Origin of the sequence: Paraburkholderia sp. J8-2, from assembly GCF_905220195.1 — a bacterium.
GTDB lineage: Bacteria > Pseudomonadota > Gammaproteobacteria > Burkholderiales > Burkholderiaceae > Paraburkholderia.
On sequence record NZ_CAJMZA010000001.1, the window covers coordinates 405061 to 429458 of the forward strand.

A 24398-nucleotide genomic window follows, 5' to 3' on the forward strand; every position below is an offset into this window, starting at 1 on the left:
TCGAAATCCGCATCATGATCGGCGAAATCGATATTTTTGGTGTGTTCGTGCCCACCGTGCTTGTGTTGATGCTGATCGCGTACCTCATCAATGTCGTGATCGGCAAGGTGCTCACGCGCGTCGGCTTCTATCGGCTCGTGTGGCATCGTTCCATTTTCGATCTCGGCATTTATGTGTTTGTGCTGGCTGCCGTCGTCATCGTGTCGCATCGCTTCGTGAAATAACGTTAACGTGAAAAAAACCTGGTTCTCCGCAGGACAGATCCTGCTGACGCTCATCGTCGTCGTGGTCGCCGCCCTCGTGCTGTGGCGCATCGTCAACTACTACATGTTCTCGCCGTGGACGCGCGACGGCCGCGTGCGCGCTGACGTGATCCAGGTCGCGCCGGACGTAGGCGGCCTCATCACCGGCGTCGACGTCGTCGACAACCAGCAGGTCAAGCAAGGCCAGGTGCTGTTCGTGATCGACCAGGCGCGCTACGCACTCGCGCTGCGCCTGGCACAGGCCACGCTCGAGCAGCGCAAGGCCACACTCGCCCAGGCAAAGCGCGAATACGCGCGCAACATCGCGCTCGGCAATCTCGTGGCAGCGGAAACGCTCGAAGAAAGCCGCACGCGCGTCGATCAGGGCGAAGCCGCGGCGGCCGACGCCCAGGTCCAGGTCGATACCGCCAAGCTCAATCTGCAGCGCACGACCATCGTGAGCCCCGTGGACGGCTACTTGAACGACCGCGCGCCGCGGGTTGGCGAGTACGTCACCGCGGGCCGCGCCGTGGTCGCCGTGGTGGACATGCATTCGTTCCGCGTGGATGGCTACTTCGAGGAAACGCGCCTGCACGGCATTCAGATCGGCCAGCCCGTGGAGATCACGGTGATGGGCGAGTCGCGCCCGCTGCGCGGTCATGTGCAAAGCATCGTCGCGGCGATCGAGGACCGCGACCGCCAGGCGGCCCCGAACCTGCTGCCCAACGTGAATCCGGCGTTCAGCTGGGTGCGTCTCGCGCAGCGCATTCCGGTGCGCGTGGCGCTCGACGAAGTGCCCGCCGATTTCCGCATGATCGCGGGCCGCACGGCAACGGTGGCCGTGCGCACGGAGGCGGGCAACGACCGCCAGGCCGCAGGCGCGAATAACGCGAGCGGCGCCGTCGCCTCGCAGCCCGCTACGGCTGCGAGCGCGCCTGCCGCTTCGCACGCCGCCGGAGCTTCGCAATGACACGCCGCAGTCTCTGGCGCCGCCGCTCCTGGTCCAACCTCGCGCTTGCGCCGCTCACGCTCGCGCTCGGCGCGTGCATCACGCTCGGTCCCAACTACCACGTGCCGCAGGAAGCCATGGTCAATGCGCCGTTCGCGCAAGGGCCGATCGAAGGCGCGGACCATGCGCCCGTTTCGCAACTGGGCGTGCCCGCCAACTGGTGGCAGCTTTACGACGACCCCACGCTCAACGAGCTCGTGCAGGAAGCGCTGAAGTCGAACACGGACCTGCGCGTGGCGGCGGCGAACCTCGCGCGCTCGCGCGCGGCGGTCGATATCGCCAACGCGCAAGGCGGTTTCTCGGGCAACGCGCATGCTGCCGTCGAGCGCGCGCAGGTGTCGGGCGAGCAGTTCCTCCTGTTCGAAAAGGTGCCCGTTGCGACGCTGGGCGACCTCGGCCTCAACGTGTCGTACGAATTCGATCTGTTCGGCAAGCTCAGGCGCGGCGTGGAAGCCGCGCGCGCCGACGACGCAGCCGTGGAAGCCGCCGCCGATCTCGCGCGCATTACCGTGGTCGCGAGCGTAGCGCAGGCTTACGTAGAATCGTGCTCGGCAGCCGAGGAACTGGAGATCGCGCAGGAATCGCTCAAGCTGCAGAAAGAGCGCGTGGCGCTCACGAAGCGCCTGCGCGACGCGGGCCGCGGCAACCAGCCCGACGTGACGCGCGGGCAGACCCAGGCCAACACGATCGCCGCCGATATCCCGCGCTTCGAGGGACGCCGCCGCGTGGCCCAGTACCAGCTCGCCATGCTGCTCGCGCGCGCACCCAAGGACCTGCCGCCCGCCGCGCTTGCGTGCAAGCGCCTGCCCAAACTCAAGCAGCCGATTCCCGTGGGCGACGGCGCCACGCTCCTCAAGCGCCGGCCCGACGTGCGCGAGGCCGAGCGCCAGCTTGCGGCGTCCACCGCGCGCATTGGCGTGGCGATCGCGCAGATGTACCCCGACATCACGTTCGGTGCGGGCGTGGGCACGATCGGCCTGACGAGCGATCTGTTCACCCCCGCGACCAACGCGTGGTCATTCGGACCCCTGATCAGCTGGACCTTCCCGGTCAACGGCCAGCGCGACCGCGTGCATGCGGCGGAAGCGGCCACGGGCGGCGCGCTCGCGCACTTCGACGGCGTGGTGCTCAACGCGCTGCGCGAAACGCAGTCGAGCCTCGCCACCTACGCCGCCGACGACCAGCGCGCCGATGCGCTGCGCACGGCCTACACGTCCGCGCAGCAGTCGGCGGACGAAACGCATCGCCTCTATGCGGCGGGCCGCGAACCGTTCCTCTCCGATCTGGACGCCACGCGCACGCTGACCAGCGTGCATGCGCAGGTCGCGGCCGCCGAAGGCCAGGTTGCGCTCGACCAGGTACGGTTGTTCCTCGCGTTGGGCGGCGGCTGGGAAGGCAATCAGCAAACGCTGCAGCAGCAAGGCGCTCAAAGCGCGCCGGCAGCAGCCGGTGCAACGTCGCCAGCGCCGGCGAACTAAAGACGCCGGCCCCCCTCAGCGCGCCACGCCGCCTTGCGCGGCGTCGGCGCGCATCAACTTCTGCGGCTTGGCAAGCGCGCCGCGCACCTCGAAGCGCACGGTGTCGATCACCTGCCCTCGCGCATCGACGAGTTCGAGCGTGTGCTTGCCGGGCCACGGCAGCCACGCCACACGCGCGGCGCCGCCCAACACCTTGCCGTCGAGGCGCCAGTTCACACGCGCGGTCGAGCCCGTCGCACGCTCGAACCAAACGCGCTGACGCTGCGCGGGAATATCGGGATCGAGCGCGAAGATCGTACCGTCAACAGGACTGCCGATCTGCGCCGGGCCGCGCGCGAGATCGGCGGCGTTCGAGGCGAGGCCCACCAGCGGAGTCGACGTGCCTGCGATGAACCACTCGTTGCGCGCGGGCTCCACGGCGTCGGCGAACTGCACGCGCACGCGTTCGACGCCAGGCGGCGCGGCCGGCGCGACGCTCGGCACGCGCCGATGCAGATAGCCGACGATGGCGGCCCACACCGGCGCCGCGCCGGTCACGCCGGAAACGTCCCACATGGGCGAGCCGTCCGCGTTGCCGACCCACACGCCCACCGTATAGCGCGACGTGAAGCCCACGGTCCAGTTGTCGCGCATGTCCTTGCTCGTGCCCGTCTTGACTGCGGAAAACATGCGCGTATCGAGCGGGCTGTCGAAATCGAAGGTACGCGTGCGCGCGTTGTTGTCCGCGAGGACGTCGGTGACGATGAACGCGGACTCGCGGCTGAATACGCGCTTTGACGCGTTATTCGGCACCGCCTTCGCAGGCACGGGCAATTCGGCGATCGGGCTCACGACGCCGCCATTGGCCAGCGCGCGATACGCATTCGTGAGCGTGACGAGGCTCACGTCCGCGCTGCCCAGCGCGAGGCTGAAGCCGTAGTAGTCGCCCGCTTGCGTGAGCGGCAGGCCGAGCGCCGTGAGCGTTTTCGCGAAGCGGTGCGGCGTGACCATCACGAGCGTGCGCACAGCCGGCACGTTCAGCGAAGAACCGAGCGCGGTACGCACGCTCACCCAGCCCTTGAAACCCTTGTCGTAGTTCTGCGGCATGTAGAGGCCGCCGCCCGCGGCAAGATCGAGCGGCGCGTCGTCGAGCAGCGATGCGGTCGTCACGCGGCGCTCGTCGATGGCTTCGGCGTAGAGAAAAGGCTTGAGCGTCGAGCCCGCCTGGCGCAGCGCAAGCGCCGCGTCGACCTCGCGCGCTTTCGACAGGCCTCCCGATGAACCGACCCAGGCGAGCACTTCGCCCGTTGCGTTGTCGAGCACGACCACCGCGCCGTCCTGAACGTTGCGCGGATGCGCTCGCGCGTTGAGTTCGATGAGCGTGCGCGTGAGCGTGTCGCGCGCGTAGCGTTGCAGGCTCGCGTCGAGCGTCGAGCGCACGCGCATGCCGGGCGCGGGGTGCACGGCGTTCGCGATCTGGCGCGCGAAGTGCGGCGCAAGCTGCGGCGAGGTTTCGCTGCGGCCGTCGAGCGAAGGATCGTCGGCGGCGATGGACGGGCGCGCGAAAGCCATCTGCACAAAGGCATCGAGATTGGGGCAGCTGCTATCGACGTTCGCGGCGCGCATGTCGCGCAGAATGCGGCACGCACGCGTGGCGACCTTCATATAAGGCGCATTCGGTGCGCGGATCAGCGCGGCGGCGACGGCCGATTCGCGCTCGTCGAGGCCCGATGGCGCCTTGCCGAACAGCGTTTGCGAAAGCGCGGAAAGCCCCACCGACTCGCCGCGAAACGGCACGAGGTTCAAATACGCTTCGAGAATCTGGTCCTTGCGCCAGCTGTGCTCGAGCCGCAACGCGTCCACCGCCTGCACGGCCTTTTGCGCGAGCGAGCGCTGACCCGAGTGCTTCGGGTCGTCGTCGAGCAGGCCGGTAAGCTGCATCGTGACCGTGGAGGCCCCGCGCGTGCGCGTATTCCACAGGTTCGCCCACGCGGCGGCCGCCGCACCGCGCCAGTCCACGCCGCTATGCTCGTAGAATCGTTTGTCCTCCGAAACGACGATCGCTTCGCGCAGCGCCGGCGAAACGTCGGCGAGCGCCACCCAGTCGCCGCGCCTCACGGTGTGTTCCACGCGCGTGCGCTGCAGCGGCGTGCCGTCGCGCGCGAGCAGCACCCAGTCGGAGCTTTGCCACTGGCCGCGCACGTCATCGAACGTCGGCAATGCAAATGCGGGCAACGGCAGCAACATGAGGCATAGCGTGGCAACGCCAAGTGCCCTCGTGCAGCGATGCCGTTGCGCGACCAGGCGGCTCATTGCGCTGCCTTCACGACCACCGGCGCATTCGGCGCGACGCCGAACGTAGCCGGCGCATAAAGCGCCTCCACGCGCGTGGGCGGCAGCCCGAACGTGCCGGCGTTGTTGAGCCGCACCGTGTACTCCACCGAGACCTTGCCCTTCGGCAGAAACTCGTAATAGGCACGATAGCCGTCGAAGCCGCGCTCGATGAATGCGGGCCACGGACCGTTCTCGTCCTGCTTCTCGCCCTGCGTCGCCACGGCCGAATCGCGCCCGAGCCCGGAGCCAAGAATCGTCGCACCTGCGGGAATCGGGTCGTTCACGACGACCCACGTCATGTCGGTTTGCGCGTCGATGTCGAGGCGCACGCGCACGATGTCGCCGCGCGTGTACACGCCCTTCACCGCGGCGCTCACCGGCGTGACGGTCTTCGTGATGCGATAGCCCGCCGCGAACGGCGCGCGCAACGCGAGCGCCGCGAGGCTTTCCACTGTGGCCCACGGCTTGCCGCTTCCCTCCTGTGTCAGCGTGAGGGTCCCGCTCTGCTTTGGCCATGCGAGAAGCGTGCTGCGCGCGGGCGCATTGCGCGTCGCCGCCGTGGCTCCACTCGCGCTCGATGCCGCTTGCGCCGCCACGTTCCAGGCGACGACGCGAGACGTGTCGCCGAGCTGGATCTTCGTCGCGCCCGTTACCGGATCGCGCTCGAACACGCGCGAGAAGCGCTCGACCGCAAGCGAGCCGTACGCGTTCGCGGTCGTCGTGCTCCATGCGCCGTTGCGTTGCAGCGCGAGCAGGCCCGCCACGAGCCGCGGCATTTCATCCTTCCACGCCGGGTTATCGACGAACGCAAGCGCGAGGCGCGCCGCGTTGACTTCGGTGCCCGTCATGAGCCACCACAGATCGTCTTCGGCGGCAGTAGAGAACGTAAGCTGCGTGCCCTGCCACGTAAGACGCGAGCGCAGGATCTGATCGAGCTGTGCCAGTTTTTCCGCGCGCTGCGGCACGTCGCGCATGCGCGCGAGACTTTCCGCATAGTCGATGACCGCCGACGTAGGCCACTGGTTCGGCGCGATCTCGATCGAGCCGAACTGGCGTGCGTTCGCCGCGCCGTAGCGCGAGAGCGCATCGATGGCCGCAAGCTTGCGCAGATCGAGGTCGCGGCGCGGCGCCCACGAATTGCGCTCGATGCGGCCTTCCACGAAGCGCGTGAGGCCCTCGACCATCTTGCTGCGCAAGGCGTCGGGAAGCGCGAAGCGCGGGTCGAGCTTCGACGCCTCGTCGCTCACCGTGAGCAGATACGCGGTGAGCGCGGTGCTGCCGTGGCTTGCGCTGCCGTCGGCGGGCGGGAAGTAGTTCGCGAGGCCGTCGCGATCCAGATACACCGGCATGCGCGCCAGTTCCGCCTGCCAGCGCACGGGGTCCCGCAGACCGATCGCGATCGACGTTTGCTGCTCGAGGCAGGAATACGGATAGCGCGTGAACCAGCGGCGCACGCCGGGCAAGCCATCCGCGAGCTTCGGCTGCAGCGACACCGCGATGCCGCCTCGCACCACGCCTGCGCGCGTTACGCTCGCATTGGCCGGCGGCGCAACGGGAATCGAGAGCGTACCGTCCACTTGCGCGAGCGTGGCCTGCTGCACCGTCACGGGTATCGCCGCGCTCACCTGCTGCGCGAGCTTCACCGCGTCCGCCGCGTGCGCGCCACCCTGCTCCGCCGCGCTTACGTTCCACACGAGCGCGGGCCGCTCCGCCTCGGCGAGATCGTCGGGAACCGCGACCGTCCACGCAATCTCCCGCGAGGCATTGGGCGCGAGGTCCACAGTCTGCGCGTCGAGCGCGAGCGGCGGCACGTTCGGCGTGACCCGCACTTTCATCGCGCGCGCAGTCGTATTGCGCAGGGTGAATTGCGCGCGGAAGGTATCGCCTTCGCGCACTTGCGGCGGCAGGCCCGAAATCAGCTGCAGGTCTTGCGTGCTCTCGATGCTCGCGCTGCCGGTGCCGAAACGCGCCGCCCCGCTCGCCGCGACAGCGACAATGCGAAAACGCGTGATCGAGTCGTTCAGCGGCACGTCCACTTGCGCCGTCCCCTTCGCGTCGAGCGTGACGCGCGGGTTCCAGTAGAGCAGCGTGTCGAAGAGTTCGCGCGTCGCGCCATGGCCGCCGCCGCCGCCCGCCGGCACCGCCTTGCGCCCGAAGTGACGACGCCCGACGATCTCCATCTGCGCCGTAGCAGTGTCCACGCCGTAGGCGCGTTGCTGCAGCATGGCGTCGAGCAGGTCCCAGCTGCGGTTCGGCATGAGTTCGAGCAACGCCTCGTCCACGGCCGCCACGGCGATCTGCGTGCCCGCCGGCACCGGCTGGCCGCCTGGTAGTTGCACGCGCAACTGTACGTGCGACGTTGCGCGTACCGCGTAGCGTTTCGCATCGGGCGTCACGTTCACCGCCAGCCGGTGCGCCGCGTCGCCCACGCGGATTTGCGCGAGGCCGTAGCGGAAGGCAGGCTTCGACAGATCGACGAGCGGCGTGGGCGCCTCGTACTGGCGGCCTTCATACCAGAACGCTCGCGCCCATTCGAGCGGCGCCTTCCAGCCCCACGTGAAAAAGGAATACCACGGCACTTCGTGAATACGCCCACGCAGCGCCAGCACCGAAACGTAGACGTTTGGCCCCCACGTGTCGCTCACCTTCAGCTCGACGGTCGGGTCGCGCCCGTCGAGCTGCACCACGTGCGTTTCGATGATGCCCTCGCGCTCCACGGCCACGAGCGCCGTCGCGAAGCGAAACGGCATGCGCACCTGGAAGCGCGCGGTCTCGCCGGGCTCGTAGCTCGTCTTTTCGGGCAACACGTCGATGCGGTCCGTGTTTTCGCTGCCGAACCAGAGTTCTTCCTCGCGCGTGACCCAGACCGAAGTCGTTGCCGTGGACGCATGGCCGTCGCCGTCGCGCGCCGTGGCCACCAGCTGGATGTTGCCCGCTTCCTTGAGCTTGGCGTTGCATGTGAGCAAGCCGTGATCGTCGCTCGTGCCGCTGCACAGCGTGCCGAGGTCGCGCGTTTCGGTGTGGTTGTCGTAGGCGTAGAAGCCGCCCACCATGCGCTTGCGCGACGTAGTCGTGATCTTCGCGACGCCCCGCACTTCGAGCTTCACGCCCGCGTGCGGCTTGCCCTGCAAGTCGAGCGCGATCGCAGTGACCGGCACCGTATTGCCCACGGAAACCCAATGCCCCGACTTGATGCCCGCCACTACGGCCGCTGGCCAGAGCGTGGCCGCACCGCTGATGGTCTGCACCTCGCCGTTCGGGTCCGCGAAGGTCGCTTCTAGCGCCAGGCGCTTCGGTCCCTCCACGCTCGGCAGGTTTTTCAGCACGAGCGTACCCGCACCGTTGCGGTCGAGCGTGAGCGGCTCCTTGTCGGCCACGAGCTTCGCGACCTCGTTATCCTCCTGTGGGCCGCTCTCGTCGTCCTCGGATGTGTTGTCGGCCTGGCTCTTGCTCACGTACGGCGTGAAACTGAAATCGCTGTACGTGCTGGCGAATGACGGCGTCGTCTCCTTCACGAGCGCCGAAACCTGCACGGGAAGATTCGACGCCGCGCCGCCCGACACGTAATCGATCTGCACCGCGACGCTCGCTTGCGTCGCCGCGACGAGCGGCGATGTTTTCTCGTTCTGCACGGCTATCGTGCCCTTGAGCACCGGCAAGCGGAACGCCTCCACGCGGAAGCTGCCGCTGTCGTAGCTCATGTGTATCGCGTCGGCGCTGTTGTCGGCTTCGTCGCTGCCTTCGCCCGCCGTGCTCGCGTTCGCGTCGCCGTCGTCGAGCGAGACGTCGTATTCGCCGAGCTTCGCTTCGGGCGGCAACGCAAAGGTCGAATCGGCCGTATGGTCGGCGGCCCATTTGAGCGGCAGGTGCCACGTCTGCCCGCTGCCCGCATGGCGTATCGTCACGCGCGTGGGGTACTGCTGCGGGAACGCGAAGCCACGCATCGTCTGCGCGCGGATGAAGTGTTTCATCGACACCGTCTCGCCCGCGCGCAGCAGCGTACGGTCGAACACGGTATGCGCGCGCACCGTGGGCGCCACGCTCGTATCGGTCGGCACATTGAAGCGCCACGACTCGATGCCGCGATTCCAGTCCGACTGCACGAATGCCATATCGGGGCCCGTTTTCGGGTCGTCGATGCGCGCTGAGACAAATAGCCCGCTGAAACTGTTTTCGCCGCAGTCACGGTGGTTCGAAAGCGGGCCGTCGATCGTCAGCAGTCCGTGAGAATCGGTTTTTCCCGTGGCGAGCGTCTCGCCATTGCAATCCGATACGTGCACGTCCGCGCCCGCTACCGGCTCGCCCTTGTCGAGCGATGTGACCCACACCACGCTGTTCTCGCGGCCCTGCTTGAAATGCACGCCGAGATTGGTGACGAGCACGGTCGTGCGCACGTACATGGGCGCGGGCTTGCCGAGCAAGGATGCCCCTAGCGATGGCGAAGCGAGCTCGATCACATAGAAGCCTGGCTTCGGCACGGGTATGCCGACCACTTCGAACGGCCGCAGCGCCTTGGGATCGGCCTTGGGCAGCGTGAGCGTCTGCACGCCCGGCTGGCCGTCGAGCAATGAGAGCGAGCGCACGTCGATAGTGCGCTCCTTCGCGTCGTCGTCCCCATCACCCGTCGTGCGCGGAATCACCACCGGCGACTTTGCTCGCGCGAGCAACCCCGGCATCAGCTTGTCGATCGACGTTTCGCTCATGCCGAAGTTGTCGAATTGATCGACGAGACGCATCCAGCGGCGCATGTCGATGTCGGACTGCACCGCGAGTTTTGCGAACTTCGCTTCGCCCGCGTTGAGCCCCTGCACGTGCAGGTCGGCCTCGACGTTGCGCAGTGTGACCGGCACGAGCGGCGGCGTGCCAGGCTCCGCATAGCGCTCGATGATGCCGAAAGTCGAGGACGGAAATTTCGCGAGCGGCGGCATCGGCGCGGTTGCCGTGTGCAGCGGGAACAGGTCGGCGTTCGCGAGCGCCCGGCCGCTGACGTCCTTGAGGCCCGCGGGCGCGGTGAGCGTGAGCGTTGCGTGATCGGGCAAGGGCGCTGCGAACGAGATCGAGCTGACTTCGTTATCCTTGTCGTCCGCACGGAAGCTCGGAGCGATTTCGCCCTTCGGCCCTCGCAGGCGGAACTTCTGCGCGTCGGCGCGCGTGATGGGCGCGCTCAGGTCGATGCGCAAGGGCCGCAGCGGCGTGCATGGCGCCTTCGCATTCTCGCGCTCGCAACTCATGCTCGCGGTGAAGGGCGCGCGCACCGTGAAGTCGAAGCGGCGCTCCACGTCGTTGGGCGTGCCGTTCGGTCCCAGCACGCCCTTGCCGTACACGAGCTGCATCTTCGCGCTCGAGGGCAGCGTTTGCTGGCAGGCGAGCGTGAGCACGCTGGCGCTGTCCTTCTCGAGCCGGAAATGTTTGAGCAGCACCGCGCGCGTTGATGTATCGGCAAGCTGCACCGGAATGCGGTTGCCGAGCCCACCCGACTCGCACCATACGTGTTCGCGCACGGAAGCCGGTGTGGCGGGGCCATTGAGCTTCAGCACGAATACCTGGTTTTCCTCTATTTCGCCGCCATAGGGCCGCACGCTCACCGGAAACGGACCGCCCGTCGAGAACGTGAAGCGGCGCGCGCCCGTCACGGCGTTGCCGGCCTGCGACTTGAGCCCGTCGGCGAGCGTGACGCTGCATTGCACGTCGGGCGGCAGATCGGCGGCGAAATCGTAGGCCCACGTCTTGCCGTCGATCCAGCGGCCCTGGCCCGCACTGGCAGCCGCATTGCTGCATTGCAGGCGCGCCGGGTCCTTCGCGTCGGGCGCGCCGAACGCCACCATGGGCTCGTCGAACTTCACGACCGCCTGGCGCACTTGTGCCACAGTCCCCTGGGGCGACACGCTCACCACGCGCGCGGCATAGGCGCGCCACGCCCAGACCATGCATAGGCCCAGCACCAGCGCTAGCGCCAACGTCCACCACCCGCCAGTTTTTCGTGTTGTTCGTTGCATCGACCGGTCCTCGTTTGCGCGCACGACGCGCGGCCAGTGCCGGGCGGCGTGCGGTGAATGGTACAGGGCGCCGCACGCTTACGCGCCAGGAATGGCCGGCCGCGCGCTTGCGCAAGCGGCTCGCGCCGAACGCGCAGCATGCCGCGACCTGCCAACCGGCGATATCGGAAACCGCTGAATTTTCGAAGGGGCTACGGCGGAGGGAGGACCGCGTGCAATACGCTAGCCAGGCTTGCGAACGCGAGCCGGTGGGAGATGGGGCGAATGTGTGGCGATGATGCGCAGAGAAGGCGCGCCGAGGAGATTACCGCGCCCCGCAGCCGCGCCGTGAAACGCGAGCGGCCGGTGGCCGTTCGCAATACATCGGACTACATGGCTTCGCGATAGCGCGCCGCCGGCTTCGACTGGCCAAAGTTTGCGAACATCGCAGACCGGGCGGCTTCGTAGTCGTCCCACTGCTGCGCATCGGGCAGCGGCGGGATCGTCACCGTCTCGCGCCGGTCATAGCCCACGAGCGCCGCGTCGACGAGATCGCCCACTTCCATCACGGCCGGCAATGCGTTCACGTCCTTGCCGGAGCGCTCCCAGATTTCGGTGCGGGTGGCGCCAGGCACGACGGCCTGAACGTACACGCCTTTCGCGCCAAGTTCCAGATTCAACGACTGCGAAAAATACAGCACGAATGCCTTCGTCGCGCCATACACGCTCGAACGAAACTCGGGCGCAAGACCGATGACCGAACCGACGTTCACGATCGCCCCCTTGCCTTCGCGCGCAAAACGCGGCGCGACCGCCGAGGCGAGGCGTGCAACCGCCGTGACGTTCAGGCCGATGAGGCCGCCCACTGCTTCCGGGCCCTGCTCGACGAACGTGCCCGGCAGGCTCGCACCTGCGTTATTGATCAGCACGCCGATGCGTGAGTCTTCCGCGAGGCGTGCCTCCAGCAGTGCAAGGTCCGCATGCGAGGCCAGATCGGCGCGAACGATTTCCACGTTCACGCCATCGCGCTCGCGCAGGCGCGCCGCGAGGTCTTCCATGCGGGCGCGATCGCGCGCCACCAGCACGAGGTCATGACCGCGCTTGGCGAAACGGTCGGCGTACACGGCGCCGATGCCCGTGGATGCGCCAGTGATCAGGACAGCAGGTTTAGCAGACATCGAAACTTCTCCTTGGGGATTCCGTTTACATGATGAACGTCATGTAAACGGAATCATGATGACCATCATGTATAATGTCAAGCGTCGATCGAAGGAAAGCGGAGAGAACAATGAGGGTCAGTCGCGAACAGGTGGAGATCAATCGCCAGCAGATCCTGGAAGCTGCCGGCCGGCTCTTTCGCGAGCACGGCTACGATGCGGTGACCGTCGCGGACGTGATGAGCGCCGCCGGGCTCACGCACGGCGGGTTCTACGGCTACTTCAAGTCGAAGGACGAATTGATCGCGCAAACGCTCGCCCACGTCTTCGCACAGGGCGAAGGCGGCGATACCGATCTGGCGCGCTATGCGTCGCGCTATCTCTCGGCCCAGCATCGCGACAACGTAGCGGGCGGCTGTCCGACTGCGGCGCTCGCCGCTGAAACGGCACGGCAAACGCCCGAGGCGCGCGCCGTCATGGCGGCAGGACTCGAGCGTCAAATTGAGCGCTTGAGCGCGGGCGTGAATGGCGTGGATGCCGCAGCGGCGCGCCAGGCGGCGATAGGCGGCTGGGCCGCGATGGTGGGCGCGGTGGTGCTTGCGCGCTTGTGCGACGATCCCGCGCTATCGAACGAGATCCTCAAGTCCACGCGCGCCTGGATTGGCGAGCGTGCAGCACCGCGTGACTGAAAGGGGCCCCTGCCGGTGTTGTGCAGGCAGGCGAGAAGTGAATCAGCCCGCCGTGCGCGTTCGCGCCGTTGCGGGCTGATAGTCGCTATGCGGCACGAATCGGCTTCGTCCCGCAGTCAAACTCAATGCGCGTTATACACCGGCGGCGAATAGCTGCTCACTGCACCATCGGTACGCGAGCCGCTTTCCGAAGAGCCGCTCGTGGCCGGACCGTAACCGGTTGCCTGCGCAACGGCTGCGCCGTTTTGCGCGTTCACGCGCGCCTGGGCGCGTTGCAGATCATTGGGGTAATTCAGATCGTTCGTCGAAGGACGATAACCCGCCGCTTCGAGTTGCACGAGCTCACTGCGCACCTGGGCGCGCGTCACAGGGCCATTGGTGCCTTGCGACTGCGCAAATGAAATGGCCGGCGCTGCAAGCACAGCAGCGATCGCAACGGCCTTGATTAGCGTTCTCATGACTCACCTCCAGTAACTTGGTCGAATCGGCGCAGCAGCTTGTCTGCATCCGTTGAGTACAAGTCTAGGAACGTTGGCCTTGCGAATAAATGCCGCAAACGCGAATTTACTATTCTCTCAGGGCAGATAATCCACTCTCATTGCTCAAATGCATAAGCTTCTATTCGTTTGGAATATGGAGCACGTGTGCAACGCACTGTTCCACTCTGATGCATGATAGGGACTCTTCCGAATCTTCGATGAGGAGGCAGCAATGGCGACATGGCAACCGGACCCGACCTTCTACCCGTCTGCGCGCATGGCTGGCGACGCCCCACCGGAGACACTGGCGTATGTCGCCAGTTTCGACCCCACGCGCAGCGTGCCCGATTCGCTCGATGTGGTCGATCTGGACCCGCGTTCACCGGAATTCGGGCGCATCGTGCACCGGCTGCCGATGCCCAATGTCGGCGACGAGCTCCATCACTTCGGCTGGAATGCCTGCAGTTCGTGTCTGTGCCCCAACGCCCCTCACGCGCATACCGAGCGCCGCTATCTCATCGTGCCTGGGATACGCTCCTCGCGCATTCATATTGTCGACACGAAGCCCGATGCACGTCGCCCCCATATCGCACGCGTGCACGAACCCGAGAGCGTCGCGCAGCGCGCGGGCTATACACGGCCCCACACCGTGCATTGCGGGCCGGAAGGCATTTATGTGACGTCGCTTGCGAACGCGCAGGGCGAGGCGCCCGGCGGCGTCTTTCTGATGGACCACGAGAGCTTCGACATTCTCGGCCAGTGGGAGATCGACCGCGGCCCGCAACAGCTCGCCTACGACGGCTGGTGGCACCTCGGTTATGACACGCTCGTGACGAGCGAATGGGGCCTGCCTGCGGACTTCGAGAACGGCCTCGTGCCCGAAGTGCTGCTCGGCGGCCAGTATGGCCATCGCCTGCACTTCTGGGATCTGCACACGCGCCAGCACAAGCAGGTGCTCGACTTCGGCGCAGCAAACCAGCTCGTGTTCGAGCTGCGCCCCGCGCACAACCCCACGCGACCCTACGGCTTCGTGAATTCCGTGATCAGCCTGAAGGACCTCTCGGCCTCGATCTGGCAGTGGTATCTCGACGGCGACCAGTGGGCCGCACGCAAGATCATCGAAATTCCGGCCGAGCCGGCCGATCCCGAACATCTGCCGCCCATGCTCAAGGGCTTTGCGGCGGTGCCGCCGCTCGTCACCGATATCGCGCTCTCGCTCGACGACCGCTTTCTCTACGCGTCATGCTGGGGAACGGGGGATTTGCGGCAATACGATGTGTCGGACCCGGAGAATGCGCGTCTGACGGGGTGCGTCCGCATCGGCGGCATTGCGGCGCAAGCGGCGCACCCCTTCGCGCCCGGGCGCAAGCTCAACGGCGGACCGCAAATGGTGGAAGCGAGCCGCGACGGCCGGCGCGTCTATTTCAGCAACTCGTTGTATGGTGCGATCGACGGGCAGTTCTATCCCGAAGGCATCGACGGCTGGATGGTGAAACTCGACGCCGCGCCCGACGGCGGCCTCGAGTTCGACGAGCGCTTCTTTGTCGAATGGCCGAAGTCGCACCGGCCTCACCAGATGCGGCTCGAAGGCGGCGATTGCTCATCTGATTCGTACTGCTACCCATAAGCGCGGAGCATCGTATGGAGGAAGTCTTTGGCACACACTGGGGCGCCTGGGCAGCCGTAGTGGGCAGCGGCGTCTTTCACGGTGTGAACCCGGCGATGGGTTGGCTCTTCGCAACCGCGCTCGGTCTGCAGCGCGGAAGCCGCGCGGCGCTGCTGTTCGCGTTGCCGCCTATCGCGCTCGGTCATGCGGCATCCATTCTGCTGTTCACGAGTTCCACGGCAGCGCTGGGCGCGCACCTGCCGGTTGCCGCGCTGCATTGGGGGCTCGGTGCGCTACTCATCGCATGGGCCGCCTGGCAACACGCGTATGGGCACCGGCACCGCGTGCGCGTGGGGATGACCGTGGGCTTTGCCGGGCTTGCGGCATGGTCCGCGTTGATGGCCACGCTGCACGGCGCGGGACTCATGCTAATGCCCGCCATGCTGCCGCTGTGCGCAGGCGCGGGCGGCACAGCGGGCCTCGCTAACCCGCTCGCGCTTTCGTTTGCGTTCACCGCACTGCATACGGTCACGACGCTCGCCACTACGGCGGCCATCGCGCTGCTTGCCTACGAGTATCTCGGCCTTGGCGTGTTGCGGCGGGGCTGGATCAATTTCGACTGGCTCTGGCGCGGAGCGCTCGTGGCGACTGGCACGTTGATGATCGCGACGGCGTGAGTCGTCGATTCAAACTCCCGGGGCGGCATCGTCTGTTTGCGGTTGGACAGTGCCCGCACATCCTTGACCTTTCCTGAAACTGTGCCTGCGCGAACTGCGCGATACTTGCCGGCAGGTCGCTGCGCGATTCGCGTGGGTGCCTTGTTTGCCAACACGCCAACCCCTGAACCAAAGGAGAGAGAAATGAGTATCTTCGGTGACATCGTCAACAAGCTGTTTCACAAGGCCAAACCCGATGCGGCCCCGCCCGCTGCCGAGCCGACTCCTGATCCGGCGGCGGCTCAGGCCGCCACTCCGGAAGCAGCACCGGCGCCCGCGCCGCTGGCCGATGTCGACGTTGCGGCGGTGATGGATCAACTCGTTGCGGAAAGCGGGCAGACGCTCAACTGGCGCACGTCCATCGTGGACACGATGAAGGCGTTGGGTGTGGACAGCAGCCTTGAGCATCGCAAGCAACTGGCGCAGGAACTCAAGTACACCGGCGACATGAACGACTCGGCCAGCATGAACGTATGGCTGCATGGGCAAGTCATGGCAGCGCTGGCCGCAAATGGCGGCAAGCTGCCGGCGGATCTGGGCGGCTAATGCCATACCGGCAGGCCCGGGCGTGATGACTCACGCCGGGCCTGCCCGCATGAACCGGCGTCGTTGCTGCGAACGCTGAGCGATCGCGGCGCTGCCATGCGGGCCGTTGTGAACCCCGAGCGCCTCAACTGCCCGCCGGAAAATCCGTGCCAAGGCTCAAGTCGCGCCATGCCTCGATATCGGCAAGCGCCGCGCGCAAGCGGTTCGCCACCGCATCCACGCCGAATGCGCCCAGCACGAGATGCCGCGGCGGCTTTTCGACTTCTGTGATGCGTATCATCGCCTGCGCCGCGCGCACCGGATCGCCGGGCTGATGCCCGCTGCCTTCCGCCGTGCGCTTCATGCGCGCGCCTGCCGTTTCGGCATAGTCGTCGATACGGTTCGGCGTCTGCACGAGGGAGCGGCCTGCCCAGTCCGTGCGAAACGGCCCCGGCTCCACGCAGGTCACCTTGATGCCAAGCGGCCCGGCTTCCGCCAGCAGCGAATCGGAGAACCCTTCCACGGCGTGCTTTGAGGCCGCGTAGTATCCGGAACCCGGAAAGCCCGCGAGCCCCGCCACCGACGTAATGTTGATGACGTGTCCCTTGCGGCGCGCGCGCATGCCCGGCAGCACCGCGCGCGTGAGTGCGAACAGGCCAAACACGTTGGCGTCGAATTGCGCGCGGATCGCGTGCTCCTCGCCCTCTTCGATCGAACTCTGGTAGCCGTAGCCCGCGTTGTTGACGAGCACATCGACCGCGCCGAACTGCTTGTGCGCGGCCGCGACGGCGGCGTCGATTTGCGCGGCGTCGGTCACGTCGAGCGAAACGGGCAGCAGGCGATCGCCGGCCTCGGGCGCGAGATCGTCGAGCGAGGCCTTGTTGCGCGCGCTCGCCACGCAGCGCCAGCCGCGCGCGAGCACGGCACGCGCAAGCTCGCGGCCAAAGCCGGTCGAACAGCCGGTCACGAACCAGACGGGCGTTGCATTCTGGGAATCAACGGACATGGGATAGCCTCCCGGAAGAAGGGGCAGACAAGGCTGCCGAAGACAGGGGGAAAGCAGAAGATGGCGGCCGCCGCCCTGGGCGAGCGCATGCGCAGATCCAGATGATACCGGTCACGCGCGAACTCTGCTGGCGCGCCCCAGCGCTTGAGAGCGTGCCGGTGAACGCCTGCGCCAATCGCGCGAGCCATGTACCATACGGCGCTTGGCGCCGCGATCGATCGCAGCTGTCGATTACAGCGCATTACAGCGCGCCCGATTCAACCGTCACCTGCCGGAGAAGAAACCCGATGTCCACCGTCACCACGCCCGCGCACCCCACTGCCGAAATCGCCGATGCCATGCGCGCCCTCGAAGCGCGCTACGGCACGCCGTGGTCCGCGCCGCTGCCGGACTGGAACGCTACGCTCGACACGCTGCTCGCGCATCGCTCGGTGCGCAATTACGCGGACCGTCCGCTGCCTGAAGGCACGCTCGAAACGTTGATCGCAGCGGCACAATCGGCCTCGACCTCGTCGAACCTGCAGACGTGGAGCGTGGTTGCCATCGAGAACCCCGAGCGCAAGGCGCGCCTCGCCGAGCTTGCGGGCGGCCAGTCGCATGTTCGCGCAGCACCGCTCTTTCTCGTGTGGCTCGCCGACCTCTCGCGCCTCGAAGCGGCGGGCGCGCGCGGCGGGGCTAGCGTCGAAGGTCTGCACTACATGGAGACGCTGGTCGTCGGCATGATCGATGCGGCGCTTGCCGCGCAAAACGCCGTGGTCGCGCTCGAATCGCTCGGCATGAGCGCGGTGTATATCGGCGGCATCCGCAATCAGCCTGAGCAGGTGGCAGCGGAACTGGGCCTGCCGCCGCGCGTGCTCCCGGTGTTCGGCCTGTGCGTGGGCTATCCCGACGAAACGCGCCCCGCGGATGTGAAACCGCGCTTGCCGCAGGAGGTCGTGCTCCACCGCGAACAATACGACGCGCCCTCGCAAGCAGCGGCCATTGCGCAGTACGACGAAGTCATGGGCGGCTTCCAGACCGCCCAGGGACTGAGCGCGGCGGGCTGGACCGTGCGCTCGCTCGCGCGCTGGCGCAGCCGCGAGTCGCTGCACGGCCGCGACCGCTTGCGCGACGCGCTCAACGCGCTCGGCTTCGAGCTGCGCTGAACATCACAGACGACGTAGTCCGTACGCCACACAGGAGAAACGCAAATGAAAGTCGCCGTCATGGGCGCGGGCGCAGTAGGCTGCTTTTTCGGCGGCATGCTCGCGCGCGCGGGACACGATGTGGTCTTGATCGGCCGGCCCCAGCACGTCGAGGCCATGACGCGCGACGGGCTACGCGTCGAAGCGCAGCAGTTCGACGAGCGCATCGGCGCGCCGCATCTCACGGCCAGTACCGAAGCCTCCGCGGTGGCGGGCGCCGACCTCGTGCTGTTCTGCGTAAAGTCGACCGACACCGAGAACGCAGGCGCGGCGATCAAACCGCATCTGCGTGCCGACACGCTCGTGCTCACGCTGCAGAACGGCGCGGATAACGCGGAGCGCCTGCGCACCGTGATCCCGCAGGACGTGGCGGCCGCGGTGGTCTATGTCGCCACGGAGATGGCGGGGCCCGGCCACGTGCGCCATCACGGGCGCGGCGAACTGGTGATCGAACCTTCACGCGCGAGCGACGCCACCGCGCGCACGCTCATCGACGCGGGCGTGCCCACCGAAATCTCGCCCAATGTACGCGGCGCGCTGTGGGCGAAGCTAATCGTGAACTGCGCGTACAACGCGCTCTCGGCGATTACGCAATTGCCCTATGGGCGTCTCGTGAAAGGCGCGGGCGTGAGCGAGACGATGCACGACATCGTCGGCGAATGCGTGGCCGTTGCTCAGGCCGACGGCGTGACGCTGCCGCCGGACATCGACAGCGCAGTGCCGCGCATCGCGCAGACCATGCCCGGCCAGTACTCGTCCACGGCGCAGGATCTCGCACGCGGCAAGCTCAGCGAGATCGATCACCTCAATGGCTACGTCGTGAAGCGCGGCGCGGCGCTTGGCGTGCCTACGCCTGCGAACCGTATGCTGCAAACGCTCGTACGACTCATCGAGGACAAGGCGCGCGCGGCGATCTAGCCCCCGTGCGCCGGTCGTCATGCTCGTCATGCGTTAGCGGTCGAACACGAGCAAGGTGGAAGTCGCGGATGCGTAGAGCTTGCCCTGCGCATCCGTGATGCTGGCCTCTGTGAAGGCGGCGCGGCGGCCAATGCTCAGCACACGCCCTTCCGCACGCACCGGGCCGGTATCGGCGGTCATGGGCCGGTGGTACGCGACCTTCAACTCGAGCGTGGTGTAGCCCTGATTCGTGCCGAGCCGCGAGTGCGCGGCGCAACCGCACGCGGAATCGAGCAGCGTGGCGGCATAGCCGCCGTGCACCGTGCCGATGGGGTTGTACACGTGCAGACCGGGCGTGCCTTCGAACACTACGCGGCCCTCTTCGACTTCGACCAGCCTGAAGCCAAGCGTTTCGCCAATGGCCGGGCCACGGCTTCCATGCAGCATGTGCTGCAACTGTTCGACGCCGGTCAGGCCGGCAGGCATTTCAGCAACGAGGTTCATTCAGGCGTCTCCAACGATGACGCGCGAGTGCGCGCGCCTTTGCGATTCGCCATCGTAACGCTTTTCGAACGATCGTGCTTAAACTATCGCTGGCTCTTTACGTGTTTCGATTCAGGCCTCGATTCATTGCATTCGAACGTTTCAATACGTCTCGAGATGCAGCCGCCCTTCGCGTTTGAGACGGTCCCACAAGGCCTCCCAGCCCATGCCGTGCGTCTCGGCAATCTCCTGAAGCGCCTGCAGCACGCCGTCCTCCATGCCCTTCAGCCCGCAGACATAAACATGCGTGTTGCCGTCCTTGAGCAACTGCGCAACATCCACGGCGCGCTCGCGCATGGCGTCCTGCACATAGCGCCTGGGCTGGCCCGGCGTGCGTGAAAAGGCGAGATTCGTGTCGATGAAATCTTTCGGCAGATTCATCAGGGGTCCGAAGTACGGCAATTCCTGCTGCGTGCGCGCGCCGAAAAAGAGCATGAGCTTGCCAGTCGCGCCCTTGAGCCTGCGACGGCGGCGATATTCGGTCATCGCGCGCATGGGCGCGGAGCCGGTGCCTGTGCAGATCATCAACAGATGCGAATTCGGATGGTTCGGCATCAGGAAGGTATTGCCGAACGGCCCGATCACGGTCACCACGTCGCCCTTCTTCAGGTCGCAGAGATAGTTCGAGCACACGCCATCGGTTGCGTTGCCACTGTGATCGCGCGTCACGCGCTTCACCGTGAGCGAGACGTTGTTATAACCAGGACGCTCGCCGTCGCGCGGACTCGCAATCGAATACTGGCGCGCATGATGGGTCCGGCCTTCCAGGGTCGCGCCCGGCGGCAAGATGCCGATAGACTGGCCTTCCAGCACCGGGAACGGCATGGCGCCGAAATCGAGCACGATGTGGTGAATGTCGCTTTCGGTGGCGTCGTCGGTCAGGCGATAGTTGCCGACCACGGTCGCCGTCGTAGGCGCCTTGTGCGTGTAGAGCTGGACATAGGGGCGCGCCGCCGACCACGGCGGCACGGTCGAGCCGCGTACCATGTCGGAGCCGCCGACGGGCGCATCGGCGGCATTCGGCGCCGCTTGTGCAACGCTTGCCGCATCGCCTGATTCTTGTGCTGCGGCCGGCGCACCGACCGATGGATTCTGCGCAGGCAGTTCGTCCCACGTGAACTGCTCGTCAATGGAGTACGCCTCGGCCTTGAGCACGTTGCGCCAGTTGTCGATCGCGCCGGTCGGACATGGCGGCACGCAGGCCATGCAGGCGTTGCAGACGTCGGCCTTCACCACATAGTTGGTGCCGTCGTGCGTGATCGCGTCGATGGGACACGTTTCCTCGCACGTATTGCAGCGTATGCAGATCTCAGGATCGATCAGATGTTGCCTGAGAATTTCCACGGGTAGCGGACCGTTCATGATTGTCTCCCATCGCGGCGCGCGAATGCGTCGCTACGCGCCGCCGCGCTCCTCAGTTAAAGCGCACGTATTCGAAATCGATGGGCTGCCGGTTGATGCCCATGGCCGGCGGCGCGATCCAGTTGGCGAACTTGCCGGGCTCGGTCACGCGGCCCATGAGCGAGGCGACATAGGCGCGGTCCTCCGCGGTGGGCAGCCATTTCGCTTCGTTCGCAGCCCATTCGGCCTCGCCAATCACGCGGCCGTCCGGCGAAACGCGCACGCCCGCAAAGGTGCCGATCTGGCGGTTGAACGCCTTGTGCGGCACCGTGAGCCGGGCGTCGATGCCCGCCTTTTCCAGCACCTTGTTCCAGCGGTTCACGCCCGCAATCGAGTCCTTGATGTAGTCGTCGCGCAGCACTTCGTTCATCGCATTGAGCATCGGCACCTCGCGCTCCACGAGCTTGCCGTCCTGCACGTCGAGCAGGCGGTATTGCTGGCCTTCGAGCTGGTGGTCGTCGTCTCGCTTGGTCTCTTCGTAGCGGCCCTTCAGGCCCGAGCTGTAGAACGTCGCGGCGTTCGACGAGTGGTCGGCGCCGAACAGATCGATCGTCACCGAGTAGTGGAAATTCAGGTAGCGCTGAATCGTTTCGAGGTCGATCACGCCCGCGGCGCGCAGGCGCTTCACGTCGTCGGTCTTCAGTTCGTTCATGACCTGCGCGGTGCGTTGCACGACACGCGAGATGCCCGATTCGCCGACGAACATGTGATGCGCCTCTTCGGTCAGCATGAATTTCGTCGTGCGCGCGAGCGGGTCGAAACCGGACTCTGACAGCGCCGAAAGCTGGAACTTGCCGTCGCGGTCGGTGAAATACGTGAACATGAAAAACGCCAGCCAGTCAGGCGTTTTCTCGTTGAACGCGCCGAGAATGCGCGGGTTGTCGTCGTCGCCCGAACGGCGATCGAGCAACGCTTCGGCCTCCTCACGACCATCGCGTCCGAAGTAGCGATGCAGCAGATACACCATCGCCCACAGGTGCCGGCCTTCTTCCACGTTCACCTGGAACAGGTTGCGCAGGTCGTACATGGAAGGCGCCGTGAGGCCGAGATGACGCTGCTGCTCGACGGAGGCGGGCTCCGTGTCGCCTTGCGTAACGATGATGCGGCGCAGATTCGCGCGGTGCTCGCCCGGCACGTCCTGCCACGCGGCCTCGCCCTTGTGCGCGCCGAAATGGATCTTGCGATCCGCTTCGCCCGGCGTGAGGAAGATGCCCCAGCGATAGTCGGGCATCTTCACATGATCGAAGTGCGCCCAGCCACCCGCGTCGACGCTCACCGCCGTGCGCAGATAGACGTCGTAGCCGTGCGAACCGTCGGGGCCCATGTCGCCCCACCACGAGAGGAAGTTCGGCTGCCATTGCTCGAGGGCGCGCTGCAGCGCGCGGTCGTCGGCGAGGTTGACGTTGTTCGGAATCTTTTCGCTGTAATTGATCGTAGACATTGCGGTTCCTTCCAGCAAATTCGACGGACGCGGCAAACGCGGCGGTGGATACGGATCTCAGACGCGGGCGACGTCGAACTGCGCCTTGCTGCCCTTGCCGTACACCTTGAGCGCGCCCTTCTCGCCCACGGCGTTGGGCCGGTTGAAGATCCAGTTCTGCCACGCGGAGAGCCGCCCGAAGATGCGCGTTTCCATCGTCTCCGGGCCGTTGAAGCGCAGGTTCGCTTCGAGACCCGTGAGCGCGTCAGGCGACATGACCGCGCGCTCTTCCAGCGCGAGACGGATTTCGTCGGGCCAGTCGATGTCGTCGGGCGAGGCCGTCACGAGGCCAAGGCGCTCCGCCTCGACCGGCTTGACCGCTTCGCCAATCTTTTCGCGCACGGCATCGAGCGGTTCGGTTTCCTCATAGAAACGCCGCGCGAGACGCGATTGATGCGTGACCATGGGATAAAGGCCAAAATTCGCTTCCGAGAGCGTGATGGCCGGTTCTTCGTCTTCGTTCGCGGGCAGCGCGGCCATGTACGTACGGTCGGCGGCGAATGCGAGTTCGGCAAAGGTGCCGGCGAAACACGAGCCAGGTTCGATCAACGCGAACAGCGAACGCGAAGACACATCGATGCGCGCCAGCGTGCGGCGCAACATGCCGATGGTCTCGCGCACTAACCAGTGGTCGCGGTGCGCGAGCAGCGCGGCGTCGGCGGCGAGCACGGTGCGCGCGTCGCCTTCGGTCTTGAGGATCCACGTGCCGATGTCGAGTTCGTTCGTGCGCATGCAGAGAATCGCGTCGTCCAGTTCACGCGCGAACTGCAGTGGCCACCACTTCGCGCCGGCCTCGACGATTGATTCGATGTCCGAAGCAGGTGCTGTGACGGGCGCTTTCGCGGTAAACGTCGCGGTGCGCTTCGCGCGGTCGATCGTAATTTCGACGGTTGCGTAGCTCAGGCCACTATCGTGCTCCACACGTTCGATACGCGTAAGCGCAATGCCTTGCGCACCCGCTGGCCGGTCACTCGCGGCCGCAAGTTCGAGCGCGCGCGCCTGCACGGCCTGGCCGAACTGGTTCGGCTTCACGACTTCATCCACGAGGCGCCAGGCTTTCGCGCGTTCGCCGCGTATGCCTTCCACCACGGTGCAGAAGATGTCGGCACGGTCGTGGCGCACCTTGCGCTTGTCGGTCAGACGCGTGAGGCCGCCCGTGCCGGGCAGCACGCCAAGCAGCGGCACTTCCGGCAGCGCGACCGAGGAGGACCGGTCGTCCACGAGCATGATCTCGTCGCAGGCGAGCGCCAGCTCATAGCCGCCGCCGGCGCAGGCGCCGTTCACGGCCGCAATGAACTTCAGGCCCGAATGACGCGACGAATCTTCCATGCCGTTGCGCGTTTCGTTGGTGAACTTGCAGAAGTTGACCTTCCACGCATGGGTGGAAAGGCCGAGCATGAAGATATTGGCGCCCGAGCAGAACACGCGGTCTTTCAGGCTGGTCAGCACGACGGTACGCACTTCCGGATGCTCGAAGCGGATGCGCTGGAGTGCATCGTGCAGTTCGATATCAACGCCGAGGTCGTATGAATTCAGCTTCAGCTTGTAGCCGTCGCGAATGCCGCCATCCTCGGCGATGTCCATGCCGAGCGTCGCCACGGCGCCGTCGAACGTCAGCTTCCAGTGCCGGTACTGCGAAGGCTCGGTGCGGTAATCGACCCGTTGCGGGGCGACGGCGGTTTCGACTGCGGCCATGAG

At 66.3% G+C, this 24398-nt stretch carries 18 protein-coding genes; 9 read left to right on the forward strand and 9 right to left on the reverse strand.

All coding sequences use genetic code 11. The annotated features are described in order from the left end of the window. Positions 1-14: 14 nt before the first annotated feature. Genes U5A52_RS01735 through U5A52_RS01745 form a run of 3 tightly spaced genes read left to right on the forward strand, consistent with a single transcriptional unit; the run spans position 15 to position 2729 of the window. A complete protein-coding gene (locus tag U5A52_RS01735; RefSeq protein WP_158760323.1) occupies positions 15-224 on the forward strand; it encodes a DUF1656 domain-containing protein in 210 nt (69 codons plus the stop codon). Between the two features lie 7 nt (positions 225-231). Then, positions 232-1212: an HlyD family secretion protein gene (locus U5A52_RS01740; protein ID WP_321933600.1), complete on the forward strand. Its 981-nt coding sequence runs from the start codon at positions 232-234 to the stop codon at positions 1210-1212. Beyond that, positions 1209-2729: an efflux transporter outer membrane subunit gene (locus tag U5A52_RS01745; protein ID WP_321933601.1), complete on the forward strand. Its 1521-nt coding sequence runs from the start codon at positions 1209-1211 to the stop codon at positions 2727-2729. Before U5A52_RS01740 ends, U5A52_RS01745 begins: the two co-directional genes overlap by 4 nt. 15 nt (positions 2730-2744) lie before the next feature. Here the strand turns inward: U5A52_RS01745 and pbpC are convergent, their stop codons facing one another. The 3 genes from pbpC to U5A52_RS01760 all read right to left on the reverse strand — a co-directional run bounded on the left by pbpC (position 2745) and on the right by U5A52_RS01760 (position 12195). Continuing rightward, positions 2745-4955 (reverse strand): penicillin-binding protein 1C, encoded by a 2211-nt coding sequence (pbpC, locus tag U5A52_RS01750; RefSeq protein WP_321934156.1) that lies wholly within the window; start codon positions 4953-4955, stop codon positions 2745-2747. A gap of 62 nt (positions 4956-5017) precedes the next feature. Beyond that, positions 5018-11038: an MG2 domain-containing protein gene (locus U5A52_RS01755; protein ID WP_321933602.1), complete on the reverse strand. Its 6021-nt coding sequence runs from the start codon at positions 11036-11038 to the stop codon at positions 5018-5020. A 368-nt stretch (positions 11039-11406) separates the two neighbouring features. Then, positions 11407-12195: an SDR family oxidoreductase gene (locus tag U5A52_RS01760; RefSeq protein WP_321909406.1), complete on the reverse strand. Its 789-nt coding sequence runs from the start codon at positions 12193-12195 to the stop codon at positions 11407-11409. Positions 12196-12305: 110 nt separating this feature from the next. Here U5A52_RS01760 and U5A52_RS01765 point away from each other — a divergent pair, with 110 nt between their 5' ends. Next, positions 12306-12863, forward strand: coding sequence for a helix-turn-helix domain-containing protein (locus U5A52_RS01765; RefSeq protein WP_321933603.1), 558 nt, complete (start codon positions 12306-12308; stop codon positions 12861-12863). Between the two features lie 122 nt (positions 12864-12985). Here U5A52_RS01765 and U5A52_RS01770 read toward each other — a convergent pair whose 3' ends face one another. After that, positions 12986-13321 (reverse strand): DUF4148 domain-containing protein, encoded by a 336-nt coding sequence (locus U5A52_RS01770; RefSeq protein WP_321909410.1) that lies wholly within the window; start codon positions 13319-13321, stop codon positions 12986-12988. Between the two features lie 253 nt (positions 13322-13574). Between U5A52_RS01770 and U5A52_RS01775 the strand changes: the two genes are divergently transcribed. The 3 genes from U5A52_RS01775 (at position 13575) to U5A52_RS01785 (ending at position 16210) form a co-directional block, all read left to right on the forward strand. Then, positions 13575-14969 carry a selenium-binding protein SBP56-related protein gene (locus U5A52_RS01775; protein WP_321933605.1) on the forward strand — a complete coding sequence of 465 codons (1395 nt, stop codon included), beginning with the start codon at positions 13575-13577 and terminating at the stop codon, positions 14967-14969. Positions 14970-14983: 14 nt separating this feature from the next. Beyond that, positions 14984-15625, forward strand: coding sequence for a hypothetical protein (locus U5A52_RS01780; protein ID WP_321933607.1), 642 nt, complete (start codon positions 14984-14986; stop codon positions 15623-15625). A gap of 183 nt (positions 15626-15808) precedes the next feature. Continuing rightward, positions 15809-16210: a DUF3597 domain-containing protein gene (locus tag U5A52_RS01785; RefSeq protein WP_321933609.1), complete on the forward strand. Its 402-nt coding sequence runs from the start codon at positions 15809-15811 to the stop codon at positions 16208-16210. A gap of 124 nt (positions 16211-16334) precedes the next feature. On the opposite strand, the gene U5A52_RS01790 is transcribed toward U5A52_RS01785, so the two are convergent. Next, entirely contained in the window at positions 16335-17195 is an 861-nt protein-coding gene (locus U5A52_RS01790) for an oxidoreductase (protein WP_321909417.1), read from the reverse strand. Positions 17196-17482: 287 nt separating this feature from the next. On the opposite strand from U5A52_RS01790, the gene U5A52_RS01795 reads away from it, so the two are divergent. Together U5A52_RS01795 and U5A52_RS01800 are read left to right on the forward strand one after the other, a co-directional pair. Then, positions 17483-18340, forward strand: a complete 858-nt coding sequence (locus U5A52_RS01795) for an NADPH-dependent oxidoreductase (RefSeq protein WP_321909419.1) — start codon at positions 17483-17485, stop codon at positions 18338-18340. Positions 18341-18385: 45 nt separating this feature from the next. After that, entirely contained in the window at positions 18386-19297 is a 912-nt protein-coding gene (locus U5A52_RS01800) for a 2-dehydropantoate 2-reductase (RefSeq protein ID WP_321909420.1), read from the forward strand. Positions 19298-19330: 33 nt separating this feature from the next. On the opposite strand, the gene U5A52_RS01805 is transcribed toward U5A52_RS01800, so the two are convergent. From U5A52_RS01805 to boxC, 4 genes are all read right to left on the reverse strand, one after another. Continuing rightward, the gene (locus U5A52_RS01805) at positions 19331-19780 is read right to left on the reverse strand and encodes a PaaI family thioesterase (protein WP_321909422.1); all 450 of its coding nucleotides are present in this window, start codon (positions 19778-19780) and stop codon (positions 19331-19333) included. Positions 19781-19921: 141 nt separating this feature from the next. Next, entirely contained in the window at positions 19922-21181 is a 1260-nt protein-coding gene (gene boxA / locus U5A52_RS01810) for a benzoyl-CoA 2,3-epoxidase subunit BoxA (protein WP_321933611.1), read from the reverse strand. A 52-nt stretch (positions 21182-21233) separates the two neighbouring features. Continuing rightward, positions 21234-22661: a benzoyl-CoA 2,3-epoxidase subunit BoxB gene (boxB, locus tag U5A52_RS01815; RefSeq protein ID WP_321909425.1), complete on the reverse strand. Its 1428-nt coding sequence runs from the start codon at positions 22659-22661 to the stop codon at positions 21234-21236. A 57-nt stretch (positions 22662-22718) separates the two neighbouring features. Then, complete coding sequence (gene boxC / locus U5A52_RS01820) at positions 22719-24395, reverse strand: 2,3-epoxybenzoyl-CoA dihydrolase (protein ID WP_321933613.1); 1677 nt, start codon at positions 24393-24395, stop codon at positions 22719-22721. Positions 24396-24398 lie beyond the last annotated feature (3 nt).

Coding starts and splice junctions, on each gene's coding strand:
- U5A52_RS01735 (WP_158760323.1), top strand. CDS start 15: ATGATCGGCGAAATCGATATTTTTGGTGTGTTCGTGCCCACCGTGCTT.
- U5A52_RS01745 (WP_321933601.1), top strand. CDS start 1,209: ATGACACGCCGCAGTCTCTGGCGCCGCCGCTCCTGGTCCAACCTCGCG.
- pbpC (WP_321934156.1), bottom strand. CDS start 4,955: ATGTTGCTGCCGTTGCCCGCATTTGCATTGCCGACGTTCGATGACGTG.
- U5A52_RS01755 (WP_321933602.1), bottom strand. CDS start 11,038: ATGCAACGAACAACACGAAAAACTGGCGGGTGGTGGACGTTGGCGCTA.
- U5A52_RS01760 (WP_321909406.1), bottom strand. CDS start 12,195: ATGTCTGCTAAACCTGCTGTCCTGATCACTGGCGCATCCACGGGCATC.
- U5A52_RS01765 (WP_321933603.1), top strand. CDS start 12,306: ATGAGGGTCAGTCGCGAACAGGTGGAGATCAATCGCCAGCAGATCCTG.
- U5A52_RS01770 (WP_321909410.1), bottom strand. CDS start 13,321: ATGAGAACGCTAATCAAGGCCGTTGCGATCGCTGCTGTGCTTGCAGCG.
- U5A52_RS01775 (WP_321933605.1), top strand. CDS start 13,575: ATGGCGACATGGCAACCGGACCCGACCTTCTACCCGTCTGCGCGCATG.
- U5A52_RS01780 (WP_321933607.1), top strand. CDS start 14,984: ATGGAGGAAGTCTTTGGCACACACTGGGGCGCCTGGGCAGCCGTAGTG.
- U5A52_RS01785 (WP_321933609.1), top strand. CDS start 15,809: ATGAGTATCTTCGGTGACATCGTCAACAAGCTGTTTCACAAGGCCAAA.
- U5A52_RS01790 (WP_321909417.1), bottom strand. CDS start 17,195: ATGTCCGTTGATTCCCAGAATGCAACGCCCGTCTGGTTCGTGACCGGC.
- U5A52_RS01795 (WP_321909419.1), top strand. CDS start 17,483: ATGTCCACCGTCACCACGCCCGCGCACCCCACTGCCGAAATCGCCGAT.
- U5A52_RS01800 (WP_321909420.1), top strand. CDS start 18,386: ATGAAAGTCGCCGTCATGGGCGCGGGCGCAGTAGGCTGCTTTTTCGGC.
- U5A52_RS01805 (WP_321909422.1), bottom strand. CDS start 19,780: ATGAACCTCGTTGCTGAAATGCCTGCCGGCCTGACCGGCGTCGAACAG.
- boxA (WP_321933611.1), bottom strand. CDS start 21,181: ATGAACGGTCCGCTACCCGTGGAAATTCTCAGGCAACATCTGATCGAT.
- boxB (WP_321909425.1), bottom strand. CDS start 22,661: ATGTCTACGATCAATTACAGCGAAAAGATTCCGAACAACGTCAACCTC.
- boxC (WP_321933613.1), bottom strand. CDS start 24,395: ATGGCCGCAGTCGAAACCGCCGTCGCCCCGCAACGGGTCGATTACCGC.